13 protein-coding genes are annotated in these 17655 nt (G+C 71.5%); 10 read left to right on the forward strand and 3 right to left on the reverse strand.

The features are described from left to right. From QM582_RS11680 to QM582_RS11690, 3 genes are all read left to right on the forward strand, one after another. Window positions 1-1008, forward strand: a 1008-nt coding sequence (locus QM582_RS11680) for a hypothetical protein (protein WP_415084590.1), incomplete at its 5' end; no start/stop codon positions are given. A 17-nt stretch (window positions 1009-1025) separates the two neighbouring features. Continuing rightward, window positions 1026-2831 carry an ABC-F family ATP-binding cassette domain-containing protein gene (locus tag QM582_RS11685; RefSeq protein WP_415084591.1) on the forward strand — a complete coding sequence of 602 codons (1806 nt, stop codon included), beginning with the start codon at window positions 1026-1028 and terminating at the stop codon, window positions 2829-2831. A gap of 194 nt (window positions 2832-3025) precedes the next feature. Then, on the forward strand, window positions 3026-3979 hold the full coding sequence (locus QM582_RS11690; protein ID WP_415084593.1) for a squalene cyclase: 954 nt from the start codon (window positions 3026-3028) through the stop codon (window positions 3977-3979). Window positions 3980-4115: 136 nt separating this feature from the next. Here QM582_RS11690 and QM582_RS11695 read toward each other — a convergent pair whose 3' ends face one another. Both QM582_RS11695 and QM582_RS11700 read right to left on the reverse strand, forming a co-directional pair. After that, window positions 4116-4994, reverse strand: a complete 879-nt coding sequence (locus QM582_RS11695; protein ID WP_415084594.1) for a hypothetical protein — start codon at window positions 4992-4994, stop codon at window positions 4116-4118. 215 nt (window positions 4995-5209) lie between these two features. Then, window positions 5210-6769, reverse strand: a complete 1560-nt coding sequence (locus QM582_RS11700) for an FAD-dependent oxidoreductase (RefSeq protein WP_415084595.1) — start codon at window positions 6767-6769, stop codon at window positions 5210-5212. A gap of 67 nt (window positions 6770-6836) precedes the next feature. Between QM582_RS11700 and QM582_RS11705 the strand changes: the two genes are divergently transcribed. Next, window positions 6837-7547, forward strand: a complete 711-nt coding sequence (locus QM582_RS11705) for a helix-turn-helix domain-containing protein (RefSeq protein WP_415084596.1) — start codon at window positions 6837-6839, stop codon at window positions 7545-7547. Window positions 7548-7556: 9 nt separating this feature from the next. Here QM582_RS11705 and QM582_RS11710 read toward each other — a convergent pair whose 3' ends face one another. Further along, entirely contained in the window at window positions 7557-9353 is a 1797-nt protein-coding gene (locus QM582_RS11710; protein ID WP_415084598.1) for a glycoside hydrolase family 15 protein, read from the reverse strand. Between the two features lie 78 nt (window positions 9354-9431). Here QM582_RS11710 and QM582_RS11715 point away from each other — a divergent pair, with 78 nt between their 5' ends. From QM582_RS11715 to QM582_RS11740, 6 genes are all read left to right on the forward strand, one after another. Then, window positions 9432-10154, forward strand: a complete 723-nt coding sequence (locus QM582_RS11715; RefSeq protein WP_415084600.1) for a hypothetical protein — start codon at window positions 9432-9434, stop codon at window positions 10152-10154. Beyond that, window positions 10154-12850, forward strand: coding sequence for an ABC transporter ATP-binding protein/permease (locus QM582_RS11720; RefSeq protein WP_415084601.1), 2697 nt, complete (start codon window positions 10154-10156; stop codon window positions 12848-12850). Before QM582_RS11715 ends, QM582_RS11720 begins: the two co-directional genes overlap by 1 nt. Next, a complete protein-coding gene (locus QM582_RS11725) occupies window positions 12847-14589 on the forward strand; it encodes an ABC transporter ATP-binding protein (RefSeq protein ID WP_415084602.1) in 1743 nt (580 codons plus the stop codon). Before QM582_RS11720 ends, QM582_RS11725 begins: the two co-directional genes overlap by 4 nt. Before the next feature lie 124 nt (window positions 14590-14713). Further along, window positions 14714-15949, forward strand: coding sequence for an Nramp family divalent metal transporter (locus QM582_RS11730; protein ID WP_415084604.1), 1236 nt, complete (start codon window positions 14714-14716; stop codon window positions 15947-15949). After that, window positions 15946-16593 carry an iron dependent repressor, metal binding and dimerization domain protein gene (locus tag QM582_RS11735; protein ID WP_415084606.1) on the forward strand — a complete coding sequence of 216 codons (648 nt, stop codon included), beginning with the start codon at window positions 15946-15948 and terminating at the stop codon, window positions 16591-16593. The genes QM582_RS11730 and QM582_RS11735 overlap by 4 nt, the downstream gene beginning before the upstream one ends. A gap of 40 nt (window positions 16594-16633) precedes the next feature. Further along, window positions 16634-17521 carry a fructose bisphosphate aldolase gene (locus QM582_RS11740; protein ID WP_415084608.1) on the forward strand — a complete coding sequence of 296 codons (888 nt, stop codon included), beginning with the start codon at window positions 16634-16636 and terminating at the stop codon, window positions 17519-17521. The last annotated feature ends 134 nt before the right edge of the window (window positions 17522-17655 follow it).

Raw genomic sequence — 17655 nt, forward strand, 5'->3', positions numbered from 1 at the left:
CCGGCCAGCAACGTGCCGATGGTGAAGCTGCGGCCCGGGCAGAAGCCGCCGCAGTTCGTCATCTTCTCCTTCGACGGCGCCGGCAGCCACCAGAAATGGCGGGAGTTCCGGGCTGCTGCGAAGCCGACCGACTCCCGATTCGTCGGCTTCCTGTCCGGCATCTACCTGCTCACCGACCACAACCGGCGCAAATACACCGGGCCCGGGCATGCGCCGGGAGCGGCGTCGATCGGCTTCGGTGGGACCAAGGCCGACGTGGTCACCCTGATCGACGACCTGAACCGGGCCTACGCCGCGGGCGACGAGATCGGCACCCATTACAACGGCCACTTCTGTGCGGGTTCGGGGCGGTCCGGAAAGGACTGGTCGACCGCCGACTGGGACTCCGAACTCGGCCAGTTCATGAACTTCCTCACCCAGTACAAGCAGCTCAACGGGTGGGGTGCCGAGGTGCCCGAACTGCGGGTGAAGCCGGGCGACATCAAGGGTGGCCGGACGCCCTGTCTGGAGGGCAAGCTGGCCGCGATGGTGCCGGTCTGGAAGAAGTACGGCATGACCTACGACTCGTCGATCAACCTGGGCGCCGGGCTCAGCTGGCCCGTCCGGTTGCGGGGGATCTGGGAGTTCCAGATGCCCTACATCTATTCGCCCGGGTTCAAGCGGATGACGATGGCGATGGACTACAACATGTGGGCGGTGTTCAACGGCGCGAAGAACCAGCCCGGACGGGCGCCGGAACTGCGGCAGAAGGTGCGCAAGACCTACGAGTTCATGTACCGGCAGGCCTACCGCGGCAATCGTGCGCCGGTGCTGATCGCGAACCACTTCAACAGCTGGAACGGCGACTCCTTCAATCCGCCGGCGAAGGATTTCATGACCAGTGTCTGCGGCAATCCGGACACCTACTGCACCACCTATCAAGACGTCATCGCCTGGATGGAATTGCAGGATCCGGCGGTGCTCAAGGCGCTGCAGGCCAAACCGCCGGTGGCGACCAGGGCATCCTGAGCCCGTACCCTTGACCGGTGGGTTTTCTGCTGGGGGCCGAGGCGCTGCATCTGGAGTATCCGACCCGGGTCGTGCTCGACTCGGTGACCCTGGGGGTGAACGAGGGTGACCGGATCGGCGTGGTCGGACGCAACGGCGACGGCAAGTCGTCACTGCTGGGGTTGCTGGCCGGTTCGATCCAGCCCAGTGCCGGGCAGGTGCGCCGGCGCGGCGGCGTCCGGATGGGGGTGCTCAGCCAGGCCGACACGCTGCCGGACGGCGCGACCGTGCGGCAGGCCGTCGTCGGCGACGCGCCCGAGCACGTCTGGGCGTCCGACCCGAAGATCCGCGACGTGCTGAGCGGCCTGGTCGCCGACCTCGACTTCGACGCCACCGTGGACGCCCTGAGCGGCGGTCAGCGGCGGCGGGTCGCACTGGCCGCGCTGCTGGTCGGGGACTGGGACGTGGTCGCGCTCGACGAGCCGACCAACCACCTCGACGTGGAGGGCATCACCTGGCTGGCCGGCCACCTGAAGAGCCGCTGGCCGCGCAACGCCGGCGGACTGCTGCTGGTCACCCACGACCGCTGGTTCCTGGACGAGGTCGCCACCGCCACCTGGGAGGTGCACGACCGGATCGTCGAACCGTTCGAGGGCGGTTACGCCGCCTACGTGCTGCAGCGGGTGGAACGCGACCGGCAGGCCGCGGCTGCCGAGGTCAAGCGGCAGAACCTGATGCGCAAGGAGCTGGCCTGGCTGCGTCGCGGCGCGCCGGCCCGGACGTCCAAGCCGAAATTCCGGATCGACGCGGCCAACCAGCTGATCGAGGACGTGCCGCCGCCGCGGGATCGGCTGGAACTCAACCGGCTGGCCACCGCCCGGCTCGGCAAGGACGTCGTCGACCTGATCGACGCCGGCGTCCGGTTCGGCGACAACGAGGTGCTGCGCGGCGTGGAATGGCGGATCGCCCCCGGTGAGCGGACCGCGATCCTGGGCGCCAACGGCGCCGGCAAGTCGACCCTGCTCGGGCTGGTCGCCGGGACGGTGCGGCCGACGTCCGGACGGGTGAAGCGTGGGAAGACCGTGAAGCTGGCGGTGCTCGACCAGCAGTTCGACGCGCTGACCGAGATCGCCGGCGACCGGGTCCGCGAGGTGCTGGCCCGGACCCGGACCAGCTACGTCGTCGACGGCAAGGAACTCACCCCGGCCCAGCTGCTGGAGCGGCTCGGCTTCGCCCGCGAACATCTCTCGGCCCGGGTGGGGGAGCTGTCCGGCGGCCAGAAGCGGCGGCTGCAGCTGCTGCTGGTGCTGCTGTCGGAACCGAACGTGCTGATCCTGGACGAGCCGTCGAACGACGTGGACACCGACATGCTGGCCGCGATGGAGGATCTGCTCGACTCGTGGCCGGGCACCCTGCTGGTGGTGTCGCATGACCGCTACCTGGTGGAACGGGTCACCGACCAGCAGTTCGCCATCGTCGACGGGCATCTGAGGCACCTGCCCGGCGGGGTGGACGAGTACCTGCGGCTGCGGGCCGGGCAGGCGGCGTCCGGCTGGTCGGGTTCGTCCGGCTCGTCCGGCGAGGGGGTCTCGGCACGCTCGACCAGCGGTGCGGCTGAGCTGTCCGGCGCGGAGCTGCGGGCGGTGCAGAAGGAGCTGGCGTCCGTGGAGCGCCGGATCGCCCGGCTGACCGACGACATCCACGCCGCACAGACCGCGCTGGCCGAGCACGATCACACCGACTACGTCGGCCTGGCCGCCAAGATGGCGACGATCGAAACCCAGCAGACGCAGGTCGCCGAACTCGAGGAACGCTGGCTGGAGCTGTCCGAACAGGTCGAGTGACGAGGCTGGCCGACGGTACCTACCACCAGGTTGCCCAGGTGGTTGGCGACCAGGTGTTCGAGGTCGATACGCCGTTCTCGGTGAGCTTCGGCCCGGCGTCCCTCGTCGGCTGACGGCGCACGGTGCGTTCGGCCCGGCGGTGAATCTCGGGGCGGCGTCCATGGCTGCCCCGGGCAGAAGGGAACACTGGTGCCATGACAGATGCCCGCCTGGTCGATTGGCTGCTGGACTCCGACCCCGCGCTGCGCTGGCAGGTCGAGCGGGACGTCGTGGGTGCGTCCGAGGACGTCTGGCAGGCCACCCGGGCCCGGATCGCCACGGAGGGGTTCGGCGCGGAACTGCTGGCCCGTCAGGACCCGGACGGGCAGTGGGCGGGTGGAGCCTTCTTCCCGGCGGGTTGGGACTGGGACAGCGGTGAGCCGCAGCCGTGGACGGCGACCACCTGGGTGCTGAAGGATCTGCGCGAGTGGGGGCTGGACGCCTCGGTATTGGGCGACACCGCCGACAAGCTCGCCGCCGCGCGGTGGGAGTACGACGACCTGCCGTACTGGGGTGGCGAGGTGGACTGCTGCATCAACTCCTGGACGCTGTCCAACGGGCTGTGGCTCGGCGCGGATGTCGACGGCATCGTGGACTGGTTCCTCGAACACCAGCTCGCCGACGGCGGGTGGAACTGCGAATGGGTCGAGGGGGCGACCGTGTCGTCCTACTACTCCACGCTGAACGCGCTGATCGGGTTGCTGGACTACCAGCTGGCTACCGGTGACGCCGACCGGGTTGGTCAGGCCCGGCGTGCCGGCGAGGAGTACCTGCTGCGCCGCGACCTGTTCCGCCGGCTGTCGACCGGGGAGCCGTTCAACGAGCACGTGTTCAGCCTGGCCCACCCGCGCCGCGCCTACTACAACGTGCTGGCCGCCGCCGACTACCTGCGGGCCGCCGCCCTCGCGGACGGCACCCCACCCGATCAGCGGATGGCCGAGGCGATCGAACGGATCCGGGCGCAGCGGCAACCCGACGGCAGCTGGCTGCAGGGCCACCGGCTGGCCGGCCAGGTCTGGTTCCACGTCGACGTCCCGGCCGGTGAGCCGTCCAGGTGGGTGACCCTGCGAGCGCTGCGGGTGCTGTCCTGGTGGGACGCCAGCCGCTGACGGCGTCCGTTCCTGGTTCGACGTTGCCCTGCTTCAGCGTCTTTCACTGGGTTCAAACCTGGTGAAAGACGCCGAAGCAGGGCAACGTGGCGGGGTCGGGCCTGCCGGGTCGGACCTGCCGGGTCGGACGTGCGGGTCAGGCCGCCCGGAACAGCGCCGGGCGGAGCAGGCGTTCGAGTCGCGCGGGATGGAACACCTCCGGATACGTCCACCGCACCACCCACCAGCCGGCGGCGCGGAGTTGAGCCTCGCGACGCTTCTCGCGCATCACGACGTCGGCGGCGGTCTCGCCGGGACGGAGCAGGTCGCCGTACTTCACCTTGCCGTCGAACTCGCCCAACACCCGCAACTCGGGCCAGGCGAAGTCGGCCCGATAGGTCGTTCCACCGACCGTGACCTCGAACTGCAATTCCGGCGCGGGCAGTCCCAGGCGCCAGATCGCCACTCGGCTCAGCGACTCACCGGCCGACTCGCTGCGGGCATCGGCCAACTCCGCCATGGTGCGGGCCCGCTTGATCCCGTGCCGCCGATTCACCTGGAGTCGTGCCTCCAGTTGCTCGTGACTCAACCCGCGCCGCAGAGCGGCATCGGCGGCCGCGACGGCGAAGCCGAGGTCTCCGCAGCGGCCGACGTCCACGACCGTGCGCGCTACCACGGTTCGAGTGAGTCCGTCCACTACCTCGATGTCGTCGTCGGGCAGCGGCGTCCGGTAACGATGCAGGTAGGGGCCGACGGAGGTTCCGCCCTTGCCGGGTTTGGTCACCGTGACCCGTGCCAGCGTCCTGGTGTCCCCGGGTAGCTCGTGGAGCCAGAGCGCCGAGGTGTGGCTCAGCACATGCCCCGGGCTCAACCGCGGCATCGTGGCGTCGATCAACTGCCGATGGTCGGCGTCGGCGTCCACGGCGACGAACGCGCCACGCCGCACTCGGGTGAGTTGCTGCTCTCGGACCAGTCGGCGAATGGCGCCCGAGCCGGTGCCTTCGGCGTTCAGGTCGCGGGTGAGGCGTACAGACATGCCGACGAGTTCAGCACCTCCGAACCGCCGATCGGAGGTTATCCACAGAGGATCCGGATCGAATTTTCCTTGTCCACAATCTCGTCCGCGACTCACAGCGGTCGTCGCGTGACATTGCCCTGCTTCAGCGTCTTTCACCGGGTTCAAACCGTGGAGAGGACGCCAAAGCAGGGCAATGTCGGTCGGAGGGGCTGGCGTGGGGGCGACCGGGCCCATCAGCCCTTGCGGCGCAGCAGGATCACCCCGTCGTCCAGCATCGCTTCCTGGCCGTCGGGGCCGGTGGCCGGACGCCGGCGCACCTCGGCCAGCACCGTCGTCCACTCGGCGGGGTCGAGGGCGAGCGCCTCGACCTCGTCGGCCGGGGCGGCGAAGAGGTGGTGATGATCGGGCGGAAGGTCGGCCCAGGGCGGGGGCGCGGCGTGCGAGACCACCAGTAGATGGCCACCGTCGCGTACCTTCTCGGACGCCTTGCGCAGGGCCGCGGTCCGGTCGAACTCCACCGGTGAGTGCAGGAAGCTGGCGGTGACCAGGTCGTAGCTGTCGTCGTCGGTCCAGGTGGCCAGGTCGGCGGCGACGAACCGGACCTGCTCGGACAGTCCGGCGGCCGTGGCCGCTTCGCCCGCCCGGCGGATAGCCGTCGGCGAGATGTCCACGGCGGTGACCTGCCAGCCGCGCCGGGCCAGCCAGATGGCGTCTGCTCCCTCGCCGCAGCCGAACTCCAGCGCGGTGCCGACCGCCAACTGCTCCGCCAGCGCGGCGAAGCTGTGGTTGACCCGGCCCGACCAGATCGGTTCGGCGCCGCCGTAGCGCTCCTCCCAGAAGTCGACGGGGGCCACCTCGGGCCAGTCGGTGGCCTGCACGGCCCGGTCGAAGTCCCACTCCACCAGGGCCCCGTTCAGGGCGGCGCCGGCCATGGTGCCGGCTCCGATCGACATCGGCACATTGGCCATCGGACTGGCCACGTTGCCGGTCGCCCAGATGCGGTCGTTGCTGGTCTTGCCGGCCTGATCGACGGCCAGGAAACTGCCGAACGGGGTCTCGGTGCGGGCCAGGTCGAGGCCGGCCAGGAAGTCCTCGTGGGTGCGCGGCTGGGACGCGGTGAACAGCGCGTCGACGGGATGGCTGCCGCCGTCGGCGGTGCGGACCGCCTCGATCGCGTCACCGTCCCCGACGATCTCGGTGACCGCCGCATCGACCAGCCGGACGCCCCGCGACCGCAGCCGGTGCCGGGTCGCCTCGTCCACCTCCACCCCGGCGGTGAACACGGTGACCCGGTCGCTCAGCTGCCGGACCAACTGGGCCTGATGGACGGCCATCGGCGAGGTGAGCAGCACCCCGAGGCTGCGATCCCGCACCTCCCAGCCGTGGCAGTACGGGCAGTGCAGCACGGTGCTTCCCCACCGCGACGCCAGCCCCGGAACGGCCGGCAGCTCATCGGTCAGCCCGGTCGCCACCAGCACCGCCCGAGCCTGGTGCGAGGCCCCGTCCGCCGCCACCACCCGCACTCCGGGCTCGGTGAGCTCGACGCGGTTCACCGCGCCGTCGATCACCCGGACGCCGAACTCGGCCACCTCGGCCCGGCCCCGGGCGAGCAACTCGGCGGGCGCCGTCCCCTCGTTGCCCAGCACGCCGTGCATATGTGCCGCGAACCGGTTGCGCGGGCTCCCGGCGTCGATCACCAGCACCCGGCGCCGCGAGCGCCCCAGCATCAGGGCGGCGGCCAGCCCTGCCGGGCCGCCGCCGATCACCACCACGTCCCACTCGGAATCGGTCATGCCCCAAGGTTTGCCGCGCCGTGGCAGAATCGCAAACAAGTTTGCCGAATCTGCAAGGAGATCCAGGATGGTCGAGGTGCTCGGACAGGTCGGTGCCCGGCTGCGGGCAGCCCGCAAGGCCCGCGGCTGGACGCTGGACGAGCTCGCCGGCAGGGCGTCCGTCTCGGCCAGCACCTTGTCCCGGCTGGAATCCGGCAAGCGCCAGGCCACCCTGGAGCTGCTGGTGCCGCTGACCCGGCAGCTCGGCATCCGGGTGGACGACCTGATCGCCGACGAGACCCCCGATCCGCGGGTGCGGCGTCCGGCGGTGCGCCGCGACGGCATGCTGATCGTTCCCTTGGCTCCCGAGGGCTCACCGATCCACACCTACAAGATCACCTACCCGCCGGTGGTCGAGCCCCCCGATCTGCGGGTCCATGACGGCTACGAGTGGCTCTACGTGCTGTCCGGACGGCTGCGGCTTCGGCTGGGCGAGCAGGATCTCGTCCTGACCCGGGGTGAGGCGGCCGAGTTCGACACCCGCACCCCGCATGCGATGAGCGCCGCGGGCGGACGTCCGGCCCAAGTGATCAGCATCTTCAACGAAACCGGCATGCGGATGCACACCCATTCGGAAGGCACCGCGCGGGAGGTGCCGTGGCAAGCACGGGATGACGCACGAACCTGTCGAGAGAACGCACCCGGTCGTCCTGTCGATCGCACCCCGGTCGTCCCGGCGAACGGAACGCCGGATCTCCGTGCGAGACCCAGCGGTCCGGACGGCGCGCACGGGTCGTGACCGCACGGCTCAGCGCGGACGGTGTCCGACCCCGGCGAGCGCATCGGCGGCGCGGACCAGGGCCAGATGCGAGAAGGCCTGCGGGAAATTGCCCACCTGGCGGTTCCCGACCGGGTCGTATTCCTCCGACAGCAGCCCTACGTCGTTGGCGAACGAACACAGCCGTTGCATCAGCGCCTCGGCGTCCTGGGTCCGTCCCGAGGTGGCGTACTGCTCGACCAGCCAGAACGAGCAGGCCAGGAACGGGTGGTCGCCGCCGGGCAGCCCGTCCACGCCGCTGCCGGTGCGGTAGCGCAGCACCAGCCCGTCGCGGATCAGGGTCTGCTCGATCCGCGCCACGGTGGCCAGCATCCGGGGGTCGTCCGGCGCGCAGTAGCCGACCTGGGGCAACAGCAGCAGGGACGCGTCCACCTCCTCGGTGCCGTAGTACTGGACGAAGTGGCCGTTCGCGACGCCGTGGGCGTCGATCTCGTCGCGGGCCCGCTGCCGCAGCGCCCGCCAGTGTCGGACGGGGCCGTCCAGCCCGTGCTCCTCGACCGCCCGGACGGCCCGGTCGAAAGTGGCCCACATCATCACCCGGGAGTGGGTGAAGTGCTGCGGTTCGCCGCGGATCTCCCAGATGCCGTTGTCCGGCCGGTCGAACTGCGCGGCCGCGTAGCGCACCAGCTGCTTCTCCAACGGCCAGGAGAAGGACGACTCGGTCAGCCCGGCCTGGCGGCCCGCGGAGAGCGTCACGATCACCTCGCCGACCACGTCCGCCTGGTACTGCAGCGCCGCGCCGTTGCCGACCCGGACCGGACGCGAATCCGCGTATCCGGGCAGCTGCGGCAGCTCGTGCTCGGGCAGGTTCCGCTCCCCGGCCAGGCCGTACATGATCTGCAGATCCGCCGGATCGCCGGCGACAGCGCGCAGCAACCAGGTCCGCCAGTGCTCGGCGAGCCTCAGGAAGCCGTGTTCCAGCAACGCCTCCAGGGTCAGCGCGGCGTCCCGCAGCCAGACGAACCGGTAGTCCCAGTTGCGGACGCCGCCGAAGTCCTCCGGCAGGGACGTGGTCGCCGCGGCCGCGATCCCACCGGTGTCGTGGTTGGTCAGCGCCCGCAGCACCAGCAGTGACCGCACCACCTCGGCGCTGTGGCTGCCGCCGTGCTCGATCCGGTCGGCCCAAGCCTGCCACCAGGTCCGGGTGGAGCCCAGTGCGGCATCGGTGTCCAGGGCGTCCGGGACCGGCCGGAAGGAGGGGAACCAGGTCAGCGCCAGCTCGATCCGCTCGCCGGCGTCCACCCGGACCCGGGCGTGGTGCCGATGGCCCTCGGCGTGCAGCCGGACGCCGCGCAGCACCACCGCGTCCGGCCCGGCCATCGCGATCAGCTCGGGTGTTCCGGTGCGTCCGGTCTGGCGGACCCAGGGCAGTGCCCGGGCGTAGTCGAACCGGAGCCGCAGGTCGACGTCGAAGTCGACCGTGCCGGAGACGCCGATCACCCGGCGGACCAGGTCGGTCCGGTCGATCGCCGCCCGCTGGTCGAGGCCGACCGGCATGAAGTCGTGCACCTCCGCCACCCCGGTCGCGGTCTCCCACCGGGTCACCAGGATGAAGGTGTCGCCGTCGTAGTGCCGCTCCACCCGGGCCGCGGCATCGGCGGGCCGCAGCCGCCACACCCCGGCGTCGGCGTCCCCGAGCAGCGCGGCGAACACCGACGGCGAGTCCAGCCGGGGCAGGCACAGCCATTCCACGTCGCCCTCGCGGGAGACCAGCGCCGCGGTGCGGCAGTTGCTGAGCAGGGCCAGGTCTTCGATCAGAGTCACCACGTCTCGATCCTGGCACCGCGTCCAAGCGGCGGTCAGCCGTTGCCCACTCAGCTGCTGGAAGTTAGCCTACCCTTAGTTATGGGTACCAACTTTGAGACGGTCGAAGGCGCCGCGACGACCCGCGTCGGTGGCCGGCCGCGGCAGGTCGACGTGGCTGACATCGTCCGGGCCGGACGCGAACTGGGCCTGCGCGACCTGAGCCTGAATGCGGTGGCGGCTCGGCTGGGTGTCACCGCGACGGCGCTGTACCGGCATGTCGACGGGCGCTGGGGGCTGGAGCGGCTGGTGGGCGAGAGCCTTCTGGACGATCTGGTGCTGGTCGACGATCCGGCGCACGACACCCTGCGGCATCTGCTGTCGTTCGGCCTGCAGCTGCGCACCTTCATCGTGCACCGGCCCGGCTTGGCGGGCTATCTGCAGACGCTGTTCCCACGCGGCGCGAGCGGACGCCGGCTGATGGCCGACGAACTGGCCGCGCTGGTTCGGCGCGGCTACGCCGAGGACGCCGCGATCGTGCTGAGTTCGGCCGTGGCGTCCCTGGCGATCGGCTACGCGGCGGCCGAGGAGGCACAACGCGACCGCGCCGACGGGTTGGACGGCCAGCGCGACGACGCGCTCGCCGGGTTGCGGGTCGACGAGCGGCTGGCGCCCGGGCACGCCGACCTGCCGGTCGTCGAATCGGAGGAGTACGTCCGGCTGATGCTGACCGCCGCGATCGGCGGCCTGCTCGCCGCCGCACCACCCGGACGACCGGTCCGGCAGATCGTCGCCGAACTACGCGCGGCAGGAGAGGGAGCCTGATGGCCAAGCGAGGATTCCAGGGCGCGGTGCTGCGCGGCTTCGGGGCACGCGATCACCAGGCGACGGTGACCGGCACCGAGTTCCTGGCCCCGAAATTCCTGCGGGTGCGGATGGTGTCGCCGACGCTGTTCTCCGATGCCGTGGCGGCGCCGACCGCCTGGCTGCGGTTCTGGTTCCCCGATCCGGACGGCGGCGAGGTCGAACACCAGCGCGCCTACACGATCAGCGAGGCCGACCCGGCGTCCGGTGCCTTCGCGATCGACGTGGTGCTGCATCAGCCCGCCGGTCCCGCCTCGGCGTGGGCGCTCGCCGCGCAGCCCGGCACGACGATCGCGCTGACCAACCTCGGGTCGTCCAAATTCGAACTGCCCGACGAGCTGCCGGCCGGCTACCTGCTGATCGGCGATTCGGCGTCCATGCCCGGGATCGCCGGCATCCTGCGGACCGTTCCGCCCGAGCTGCCCATCGAGCTGTACCTGGAGGAGCACGACCCGGACGACCGGCTGATCCCGCTGCCCGAGCATCCCCGGCTGCGCACCCACTGGGTGCCGCGGCGCGGGCCGGGTTCGCTGGCGGCCGCGATCGAGGCCCGGGACTGGTCGAACTGGTACGCCTGGGCGGCGCCCGAGTCGGCGTCCCTGAAGCAGCTGCGGGTCCGGTTGCGCGACGAGTTCGGCTTCCCGAAGTCCGAGGTGCACCAGCAGGCGTACTGGATCGAGGGACGCGCGATGGGCACCCTGCGCGGCCCGGCCAAGCCCGAGCCGATCTCGGTTCCCGAGCCGGAAGCGGCGGCGTCCGAGCCCGAACCGGAGCTGTCCGAGCCGGCCCCGGTGAGTCGGGGCAGTTGGCGCGCCCAGGCGGCCGGACGGCTGCTGGCGCCGCTGCGCGCCACGCTGATCGTCGCAGGGGTCGTCCGCGGACTGATCACCCTGGTGGAACTGGCGCCGTTCTTCCTGCTCGCCGAGCTGGGCCGGCTGCTGCTGGTCGGCGCGGAGTCCGGGCAGTTGTGGGCTGTCGGGCTCTGGGCGGTCGGTCTGATGGCCACCGGTGCGCTGCTCTCGTCCGCCCTGCTGCTCTGGCTGCACTGGGTGGACGCCCGGTTCGAACGCGAGCTGCGTGAGCGGCTGCTCGGCAAGCTGGCCCGGCTGCCGCTGGGCTGGTTCGACACCCGCGGCTCGGGCCAGGTCAAGCAGCTGGTCCAGGACGACACCCTGGCCCTGCACTACCTGGTCACCCACGCCGTCCCGGACGCCGTCGCCGCCGTGGTGGCGCCGGTGGTGGTGCTGGTCTACCTGTTCGCCGTGGACTGGCGGATCTCGCTGCTGCTCTTCCTGCCGGTGCTGGTCTACGTGGTCACCATGTGGGCGATGGTCGTCCAGTCCGGTCAGAAGACGTCGCAGGCGCTGCGCTGGGCCGAGCGGATGAACGGCGAGGCCGGCGGCTACATCGAGGGACAGCCGGTGGTGCGGGTGTTCGGCGGTGCGGCGGCGTCCACCTTCCGGGCCCGGCTCGGCGAATACCTCGGCTTCCTGAACGACTGGCAGCGGCCGTTCATCCGGCAGAAGACGCTGATGGATCTGGCCACCCGGCCCACCACGTCCCTGTTGCTGATCGTGCTGCTCGGCGCGGCGCTGGTCAGCGGCGGCAGCATGCAGCCGGCGGCGCTGCTGCCGTTCCTGCTGCTCGGAACCACTTTCGGAGCCCGGCTGCTCGGCATCGGCTACGGACTGTCCGGGCTGCGCACCGGCCTGCTGGCGGCCCGCCGGGTCCAGGTCGTCCTGGACGAGCCGGTGCTGGAGACCCTCCCCGGCTCGGCAGCGCCGGACGTCCCGGACGGCCGGGTCGAGTTCGACCGCGTCGGATTCTCCTACCGTCCCGGGGTGCCGGTGCTGCAGGATGTCACGCTCACCCTGGAGCCGGGCACGGTCACCGCGCTGGTCGGGCCGTCCGGATCGGGCAAATCCACCCTGGCCGCGCTGCTGGCCCGGTTCCACGACGTGGAGACCGGGGCGATCCGGGTCGGCGGCCGCGACGTCCGGGAACTCACCGCCGACGAGCTGTACACCCGGGTCGGCTTCGTCTTCCAGCATGCCGAACTGGTCCGCGGCACGGTGCGGGAGAACATCGCGCTGGCTCGTCCGGACGCCACCGACGCCGAGGTCGAACAGGCGGCGCGGGCGGCGCAGCTGCACGACCGGATCGTCCGGCTGCCGGAGGGTTACGACACGGTCCTCGGCCCGGACGCCGCCCTGTCCGGCGGCGAGCGGCAGCGGCTGACCATCGCCCGGGCGATCCTGGCCGACACCCCGGTGCTGGTGCTGGACGAGGCGACCGCCTTCGCCGACCCCGAGTCGGAGTACCTGGTGCAACGTGCCCTGGACCGGCTCACCGCCGGCCGCACCGTGCTGCTCATCGCGCACCGGCTGCACACCGTCACCGGGGTCGACCGGATCGTGGTGCTCGACCACGGACGCGTCGCCGACACCGGCAGCCACGACGAACTGCTGGCGCTGGACGGCCGCTACCGGCGGCTCTGGGACGCCGACGCCACCCGCGTCCTGCTGGGTGCTGGACGTCTCGGCACCGGCAGTCAGGGCACCGGCAGTCCGGGCAGCGGCAGTCTGGGCACCGGCAGTCCGGGCACCGAAGGTCTGGGCAGCGGAAGTCTGGGCGCCGGAACCGAGGAGGCCCGATGATCCGCACTCTGCTCGCCCTGCTGCCGGACGGCAGCCGCGGCCGGGTCGTGAAGCACCTGGTGTTGACCGTGCTCAGCGTGGTGCTGCGCGCCGCCGGCGCGGTGCTGCTGGTGCCGCTGCTGGCCGCGCTGTTCGGCCCCGAACCGGCGCGGGCCTGGACCTGGGTCGGCCTGCTGGTGCTGGTCACCCTGGCCGGCTGGGCCGTCGACTGGGTGGTGGCCGGGCTCAGCTTCGACCTCGGCTTCGGGCTGCTCGACACCGGGCAGCACGCCGTCGCCGACCGGGTCGCGCGGGTGCGGCTGAGCTGGTTCAACGGCGACAACACCGCCACCACCCGGCAGGCCATCGCCAGCACCGGCCCGGAACTGGTCGGGCTGATCGTCTACATGGTGACCCCGCTGATCAGCGCCGTGCTGCTGCCGCTGGCGATCGCCGTCGCGGTCACCCCGATCGCCTGGCAGCTGGGAGTCGCGGCGCTGGCCGGCGTCCCGGTGCTGCTCGGCGCCTACGCGGCGTCCGGACGCCTCGGCCGCAGCGCCGACCGGGCCGCCGCCGACGCCAACAGCGCGCTCACTGAGCGGATCGTGGAGTTCGCCCGCACCCAGCACGCGCTGCGCGCCGCCCGGCGGGTCGACCCGGAACGCAGCCATGTCGGCGCGGCGCTGGCTGCCCAGCACGGCGCCACCCTGCGACTGCTGCTGATGCAGATCCCGGGCCAGCTGGTCTTCAGCCTGGCCAGTCAGCTGGCCCTGATCGTCCTGGCCGGCAGCACCGTCGCCCTGGCCGGCGCGGGGGTGGTCACCACCCCGGAGGCGATCGGGCTGATCGTGGTGATCGTGCGCTACCTGGAGCCGTTCACCATCCTCGCCGAACTCAGCGGCGGGGTGGAGACCTCGGCGATCACGCTGCGCCGGATCGGTGCGGTGCTGAACGCGCCCGTCGTCCCGGTCGGCACCCGGCGCGACGGCCCGGTCACCCCACCCCGGATCACGCTGCGCGGCGTCGGCTTCCGCTACCACCCGGACGCGCCGGCGGTCCTGGACGGACTCGACCTGGACCTCGAACCCGGCAGCACCACGGCCATCGTCGGCCCGTCCGGCTCGGGCAAGAGCACCGTGCTGGCACTGCTGGCCGGCCTGCACCATCCGAGCGAGGGCAGCGTCCACTTCGACGGTCTGGACGCCGCCGGCCTGGACGCCGAGACGCGGCGGGCGCTGGTCAGCGTGGTGTTCCAGCAGCCGTACCTGTTCGACGGCAGCATCCGCGAGAACACCCTGGTCGGCGATCCGGACGCCCCGGCCGAGGCGGTCGCCGAAGCCTGGCGACTGGCCCGGGTGGACGCCGTCGTCAGGCAGCTTCCCGACGGTGTGGACGCCCGGGTCGGGGAGGCCGGCGGCACGCTGTCCGGTGGGGAGCGGCAGCGGGTCTCCATCGCCCGCGCCCTGCTCAAGCCGGCGCCGGTGCTGTTGGTGGACGAGGCCACCAGCGCCTTGGACACCGAGAACGAAGCGGCGATCAGCGGCGCGCTGAGCGGCGACCGGACGCCGCGCACCCGGGTCATCGTGGCGCACCGGCTGGCCAGCATCCGCAACGCCGACCGGGTCCTGTTCCTGGGGGACGGCCGCATCGTCGAGGACGGCAGCATCGCCGACCTGTTGGCGTCCGACGGCAGGTTCGCCGAGTTCTGGCGGCAGCAGCAGGCGTCCGGCGGTTGGCGGATTCGGGCCTCCGCTGGTTGAGCTTGCCGAACCCACCGCCTGGTCGGGTGGTCGTGGTTGCTTTTCTGGTTGCGGCCCAGCCGGCAGCTGATCAGTCCGCGCGAATCACCTGCGGCAGAACAAAAGTTCGGGTAGCTTAACTTTCGTGTCAACGATCACCCGGACGTCCCCGCCGCCTGCCCGGCGCCGGCTGCGCTGGCTGCTCGGTCCGGCGTTCGTCGCCGCGATCGCCTACGTCGATCCGGGCAACGTCGCCGCCAACCTGACCGCCGGCGCGCAGTACGGCTACCTGCTGGTCTGGGTGCTGGTGGTGGCCAACGGGATGGCGGTGCTGATCCAGTACCTGTCGGCGAAGCTCGGCCTGGTCACCGGACGGAGCCTGCCGGAGTTGCTCGGCGAACGGCTGCGGCGTGGCCCGCGGCTGCTGTTCTGGGCGCAGGCCGAGCTGGTCGCGGCGGCCACCGACCTGGCCGAGGTGATCGGCGGTGCGCTGGCCCTCTACATCCTGTTCGGGGTGCCGCTGCCGCTGGGCGGGCTGATCGTCGGGGTGATCTCGATGGCGCTGCTGGCCGTCCAGACCCGCGGCGGGCAGCGCACCTTCGAGTTCATGGTGATGGGACTGCTGGCGGTGATCACCGTCGGTTTCGGCGCCGGGGTGCTGGTCAGCGGGGTCGACTGGGGCGCCGCCCTGGCCGGGGTCGTGCCGCGCTTCGAGGGCACCCAGACGGTGCTGCTGGCCGCCGGCATGCTGGGCGCCACGGTGATGCCGCACGCCATCTACCTGCACTCCTCGCTGGCCCGGGACCGGCACGGCGTCCAGGGCGACGGCGGGATGCCGCGACTGCTGCGCGCCACCCGCTGGGACGTGGTGCTGTCACTGACCGTGGCCGGCACGGTCAACATCGCGATGCTGCTGCTGGCGGCCGCCAGCCTGGACGGGGTGGCCGGCACCGACAGCATCGAGGGTGCCCATGCCGCCATCTCCGCCGCGCTCGGGCCGGCGATCGGGGTGACCTTCGGGATCGGCCTGCTGGCCTCCGGACTGGCCTCGACCTCGGTCGGCTGCTACGCCGGCGCGGCGATCATGAAGGGCCTGCTCAGGGTCCGCGTCCCGCTGCTGGTGCGCCGCGCGGTCACCCTGATCCCGGCACTGGTGGTGCTCACCCTGGGCGTGGATCCGACCTGGTCGCTGGTGCTCAGCCAGGTGCTGCTGTCGATCGGCATCCCGTTCGCCGCGATCCCGCTGGTGCTGCTGACCAGTGACCGTTCCGTGATGGGCCGGTTCGCCAACGGACGCCGGCTGCGGGCCATCGCCTGGACGGCGGTGTCGCTGATCGTGGCCCTCAATCTCGCGCTGCTGGGACTTACCCTGTGGGGATGACCGGTGTCGAGCAGCTCACCCCCATCGCCCAGGACTACCTGAAGGTGATCTGGTCGGCGACCGAGTGGGGCGATCCGCCGATCACCACCAAGGGCCTGGCCACCCGGCTCGGAACCACCCAGGCGAATGTCTCCGACACGGTGAAACGCCTGGCCGCACAGGGTTTGGTGACGTATGAGTCGTACCGGCCGGTGCGGCTCACCGAACGCGGCGAGCGGCTGGCGGTGGCCATGGTGCGCCGGCACCGGCTGATCGAAGCCTTCCTGGTCGGCGTCCTCGGCTACCGCTGGGACGAGGTGCACGACGAGGCCGAGGCGTTGGAGCATGCGGCGTCCGAGACGCTGATCGACCGGATCGACGCCCTGCTCGGGCACCCGGTCGCCGACCCGCACGGCGACCCGATCCCGGCCGCCGACGGCGCGCTGCGGCGTCCGCCCGCCGTCCGGCTGCGGGAGACCAGCGGGTTGCGCCGGATCGTCCGGGTCTCGGACGCCGACCCGGACGTGCTGGCCCGCTGCCAGGCGCTCGGCATCGTGCCCGGCGCCGAGGTGGACGCCGCCGCCGCGCCGGACGAGATCGCCGCCGCGGTCTGGGTGACGGGGGAATCTGCCGACCCGGGCGTGCCGGGCGCCGACCCGGAGTAGCGTGGAATAGATCAATCGATGAATGTCGAGGAGGCCATTCATGTCTGATCAGTCGATGCTCACCCGATTCGAGACCGGCGCCGGCTTCATCGCCGCGCTCGACCAGAGCGGCGGTTCCACGCCCAAGGCGCTGCGCAACTACGGCATCGACGAGTCGCAGTACTCGTCCGAGGCCGAGATGTTCGACCTGATCCACGCCGCACGGGTGCGGATCATCACCAGCCCGGTGTTCACCAGCGAACACATTCTCGGCGCGATCCTGTTCGAGGGCACCCTGGCCCGGCAGATCGACGGCCTGAACGCCGCCGAGTACCTGTGGCAGCGCAAGGGCATCCTGCCGATCTTGAAGATCGACAAGGGGCTGGCCGAGCGGGCCGACGGCGTCCAGTTGATGAAGGGCATCCCCGGCCTGGACGAGCGGCTGGCCAGCGCCGTGCGGGCCGGCGTGTTCGGCACCAAGGAGCGCTCGGTGATCCATGCCGCGGATGCCGCCGGCATCGCCCAGGCGGTCGCGCAGCAGTTCGAGCTCGGCGCGCGGGTGGTGGACGCCGGGCTGATGCCGATCCTGGAGCCGGAGATCACCATCACCATCCCCGACAAGGAGGCGGCCGAGGACCTGCTGAAGGCCGCCATCTTCGAGGGCCTGGAGAAGCTGGGGGACCGCCGGGTCTCCTTCAAGCTGACCATCCCCAGCGTGGACGGCTTCTACAGCGACCTGATCGCGCACCCGAAGGTGGTCCGGGTGGTCGCGCTGTCCGGCGGCTACAGCCGCGACGAGGCCAACGAGCGGCTGGCCCGCAACCCCGGCCTGATCGCCAGCTTCAGCCGGGCCCTGCTCGACGGGCTGACCGCCCAGCAGAACGACGCGCAGTTCGACGCCACGCTGAAATCGTCGATCGCGTCGATCTACGCGGCGTCGATGACCTGAGCGAGCCAAGCGATGCAGTCAGGACGGCCCGGCCAGCCCTTCAACGCGCCGGACTTCGACGACTGCGCGTCCCGTGTGGACGGCCCGGTCCTGCTGCCGCGGGACCGGGCCGTCCTGCGCTGGCAGTCGCTGTC

This window comes from Micropruina sp. (assembly GCF_047607385.1).
Taxonomy (GTDB): Bacteria; Actinomycetota; Actinomycetes; order Propionibacteriales; family Propionibacteriaceae; genus Micropruina.

What these genes read in the sequence shown, in the direction of transcription:
- QM582_RS11690 (WP_415084593.1), top strand. Translation starts at nt 3,026, where the DNA reads ATGACAGATGCCCGCCTGGTCGATTGGCTGCTGGACTCCGACCCCGCG.
- QM582_RS11695 (WP_415084594.1), bottom strand. Translation starts at nt 4,994, where the DNA reads ATGTCTGTACGCCTCACCCGCGACCTGAACGCCGAAGGCACCGGCTCG.
- QM582_RS11700 (WP_415084595.1), bottom strand. Translation starts at nt 6,769, where the DNA reads ATGACCGATTCCGAGTGGGACGTGGTGGTGATCGGCGGCGGCCCGGCA.
- QM582_RS11705 (WP_415084596.1), top strand. Translation starts at nt 6,837, where the DNA reads ATGGTCGAGGTGCTCGGACAGGTCGGTGCCCGGCTGCGGGCAGCCCGC.
- QM582_RS11715 (WP_415084600.1), top strand. Translation starts at nt 9,432, where the DNA reads ATGGGTACCAACTTTGAGACGGTCGAAGGCGCCGCGACGACCCGCGTC.
- QM582_RS11720 (WP_415084601.1), top strand. Translation starts at nt 10,154, where the DNA reads ATGGCCAAGCGAGGATTCCAGGGCGCGGTGCTGCGCGGCTTCGGGGCA.
- QM582_RS11725 (WP_415084602.1), top strand. Translation starts at nt 12,847, where the DNA reads ATGATCCGCACTCTGCTCGCCCTGCTGCCGGACGGCAGCCGCGGCCGG.
- QM582_RS11735 (WP_415084606.1), top strand. Translation starts at nt 15,946, where the DNA reads ATGACCGGTGTCGAGCAGCTCACCCCCATCGCCCAGGACTACCTGAAG.
- QM582_RS11740 (WP_415084608.1), top strand. Translation starts at nt 16,634, where the DNA reads ATGTCTGATCAGTCGATGCTCACCCGATTCGAGACCGGCGCCGGCTTC.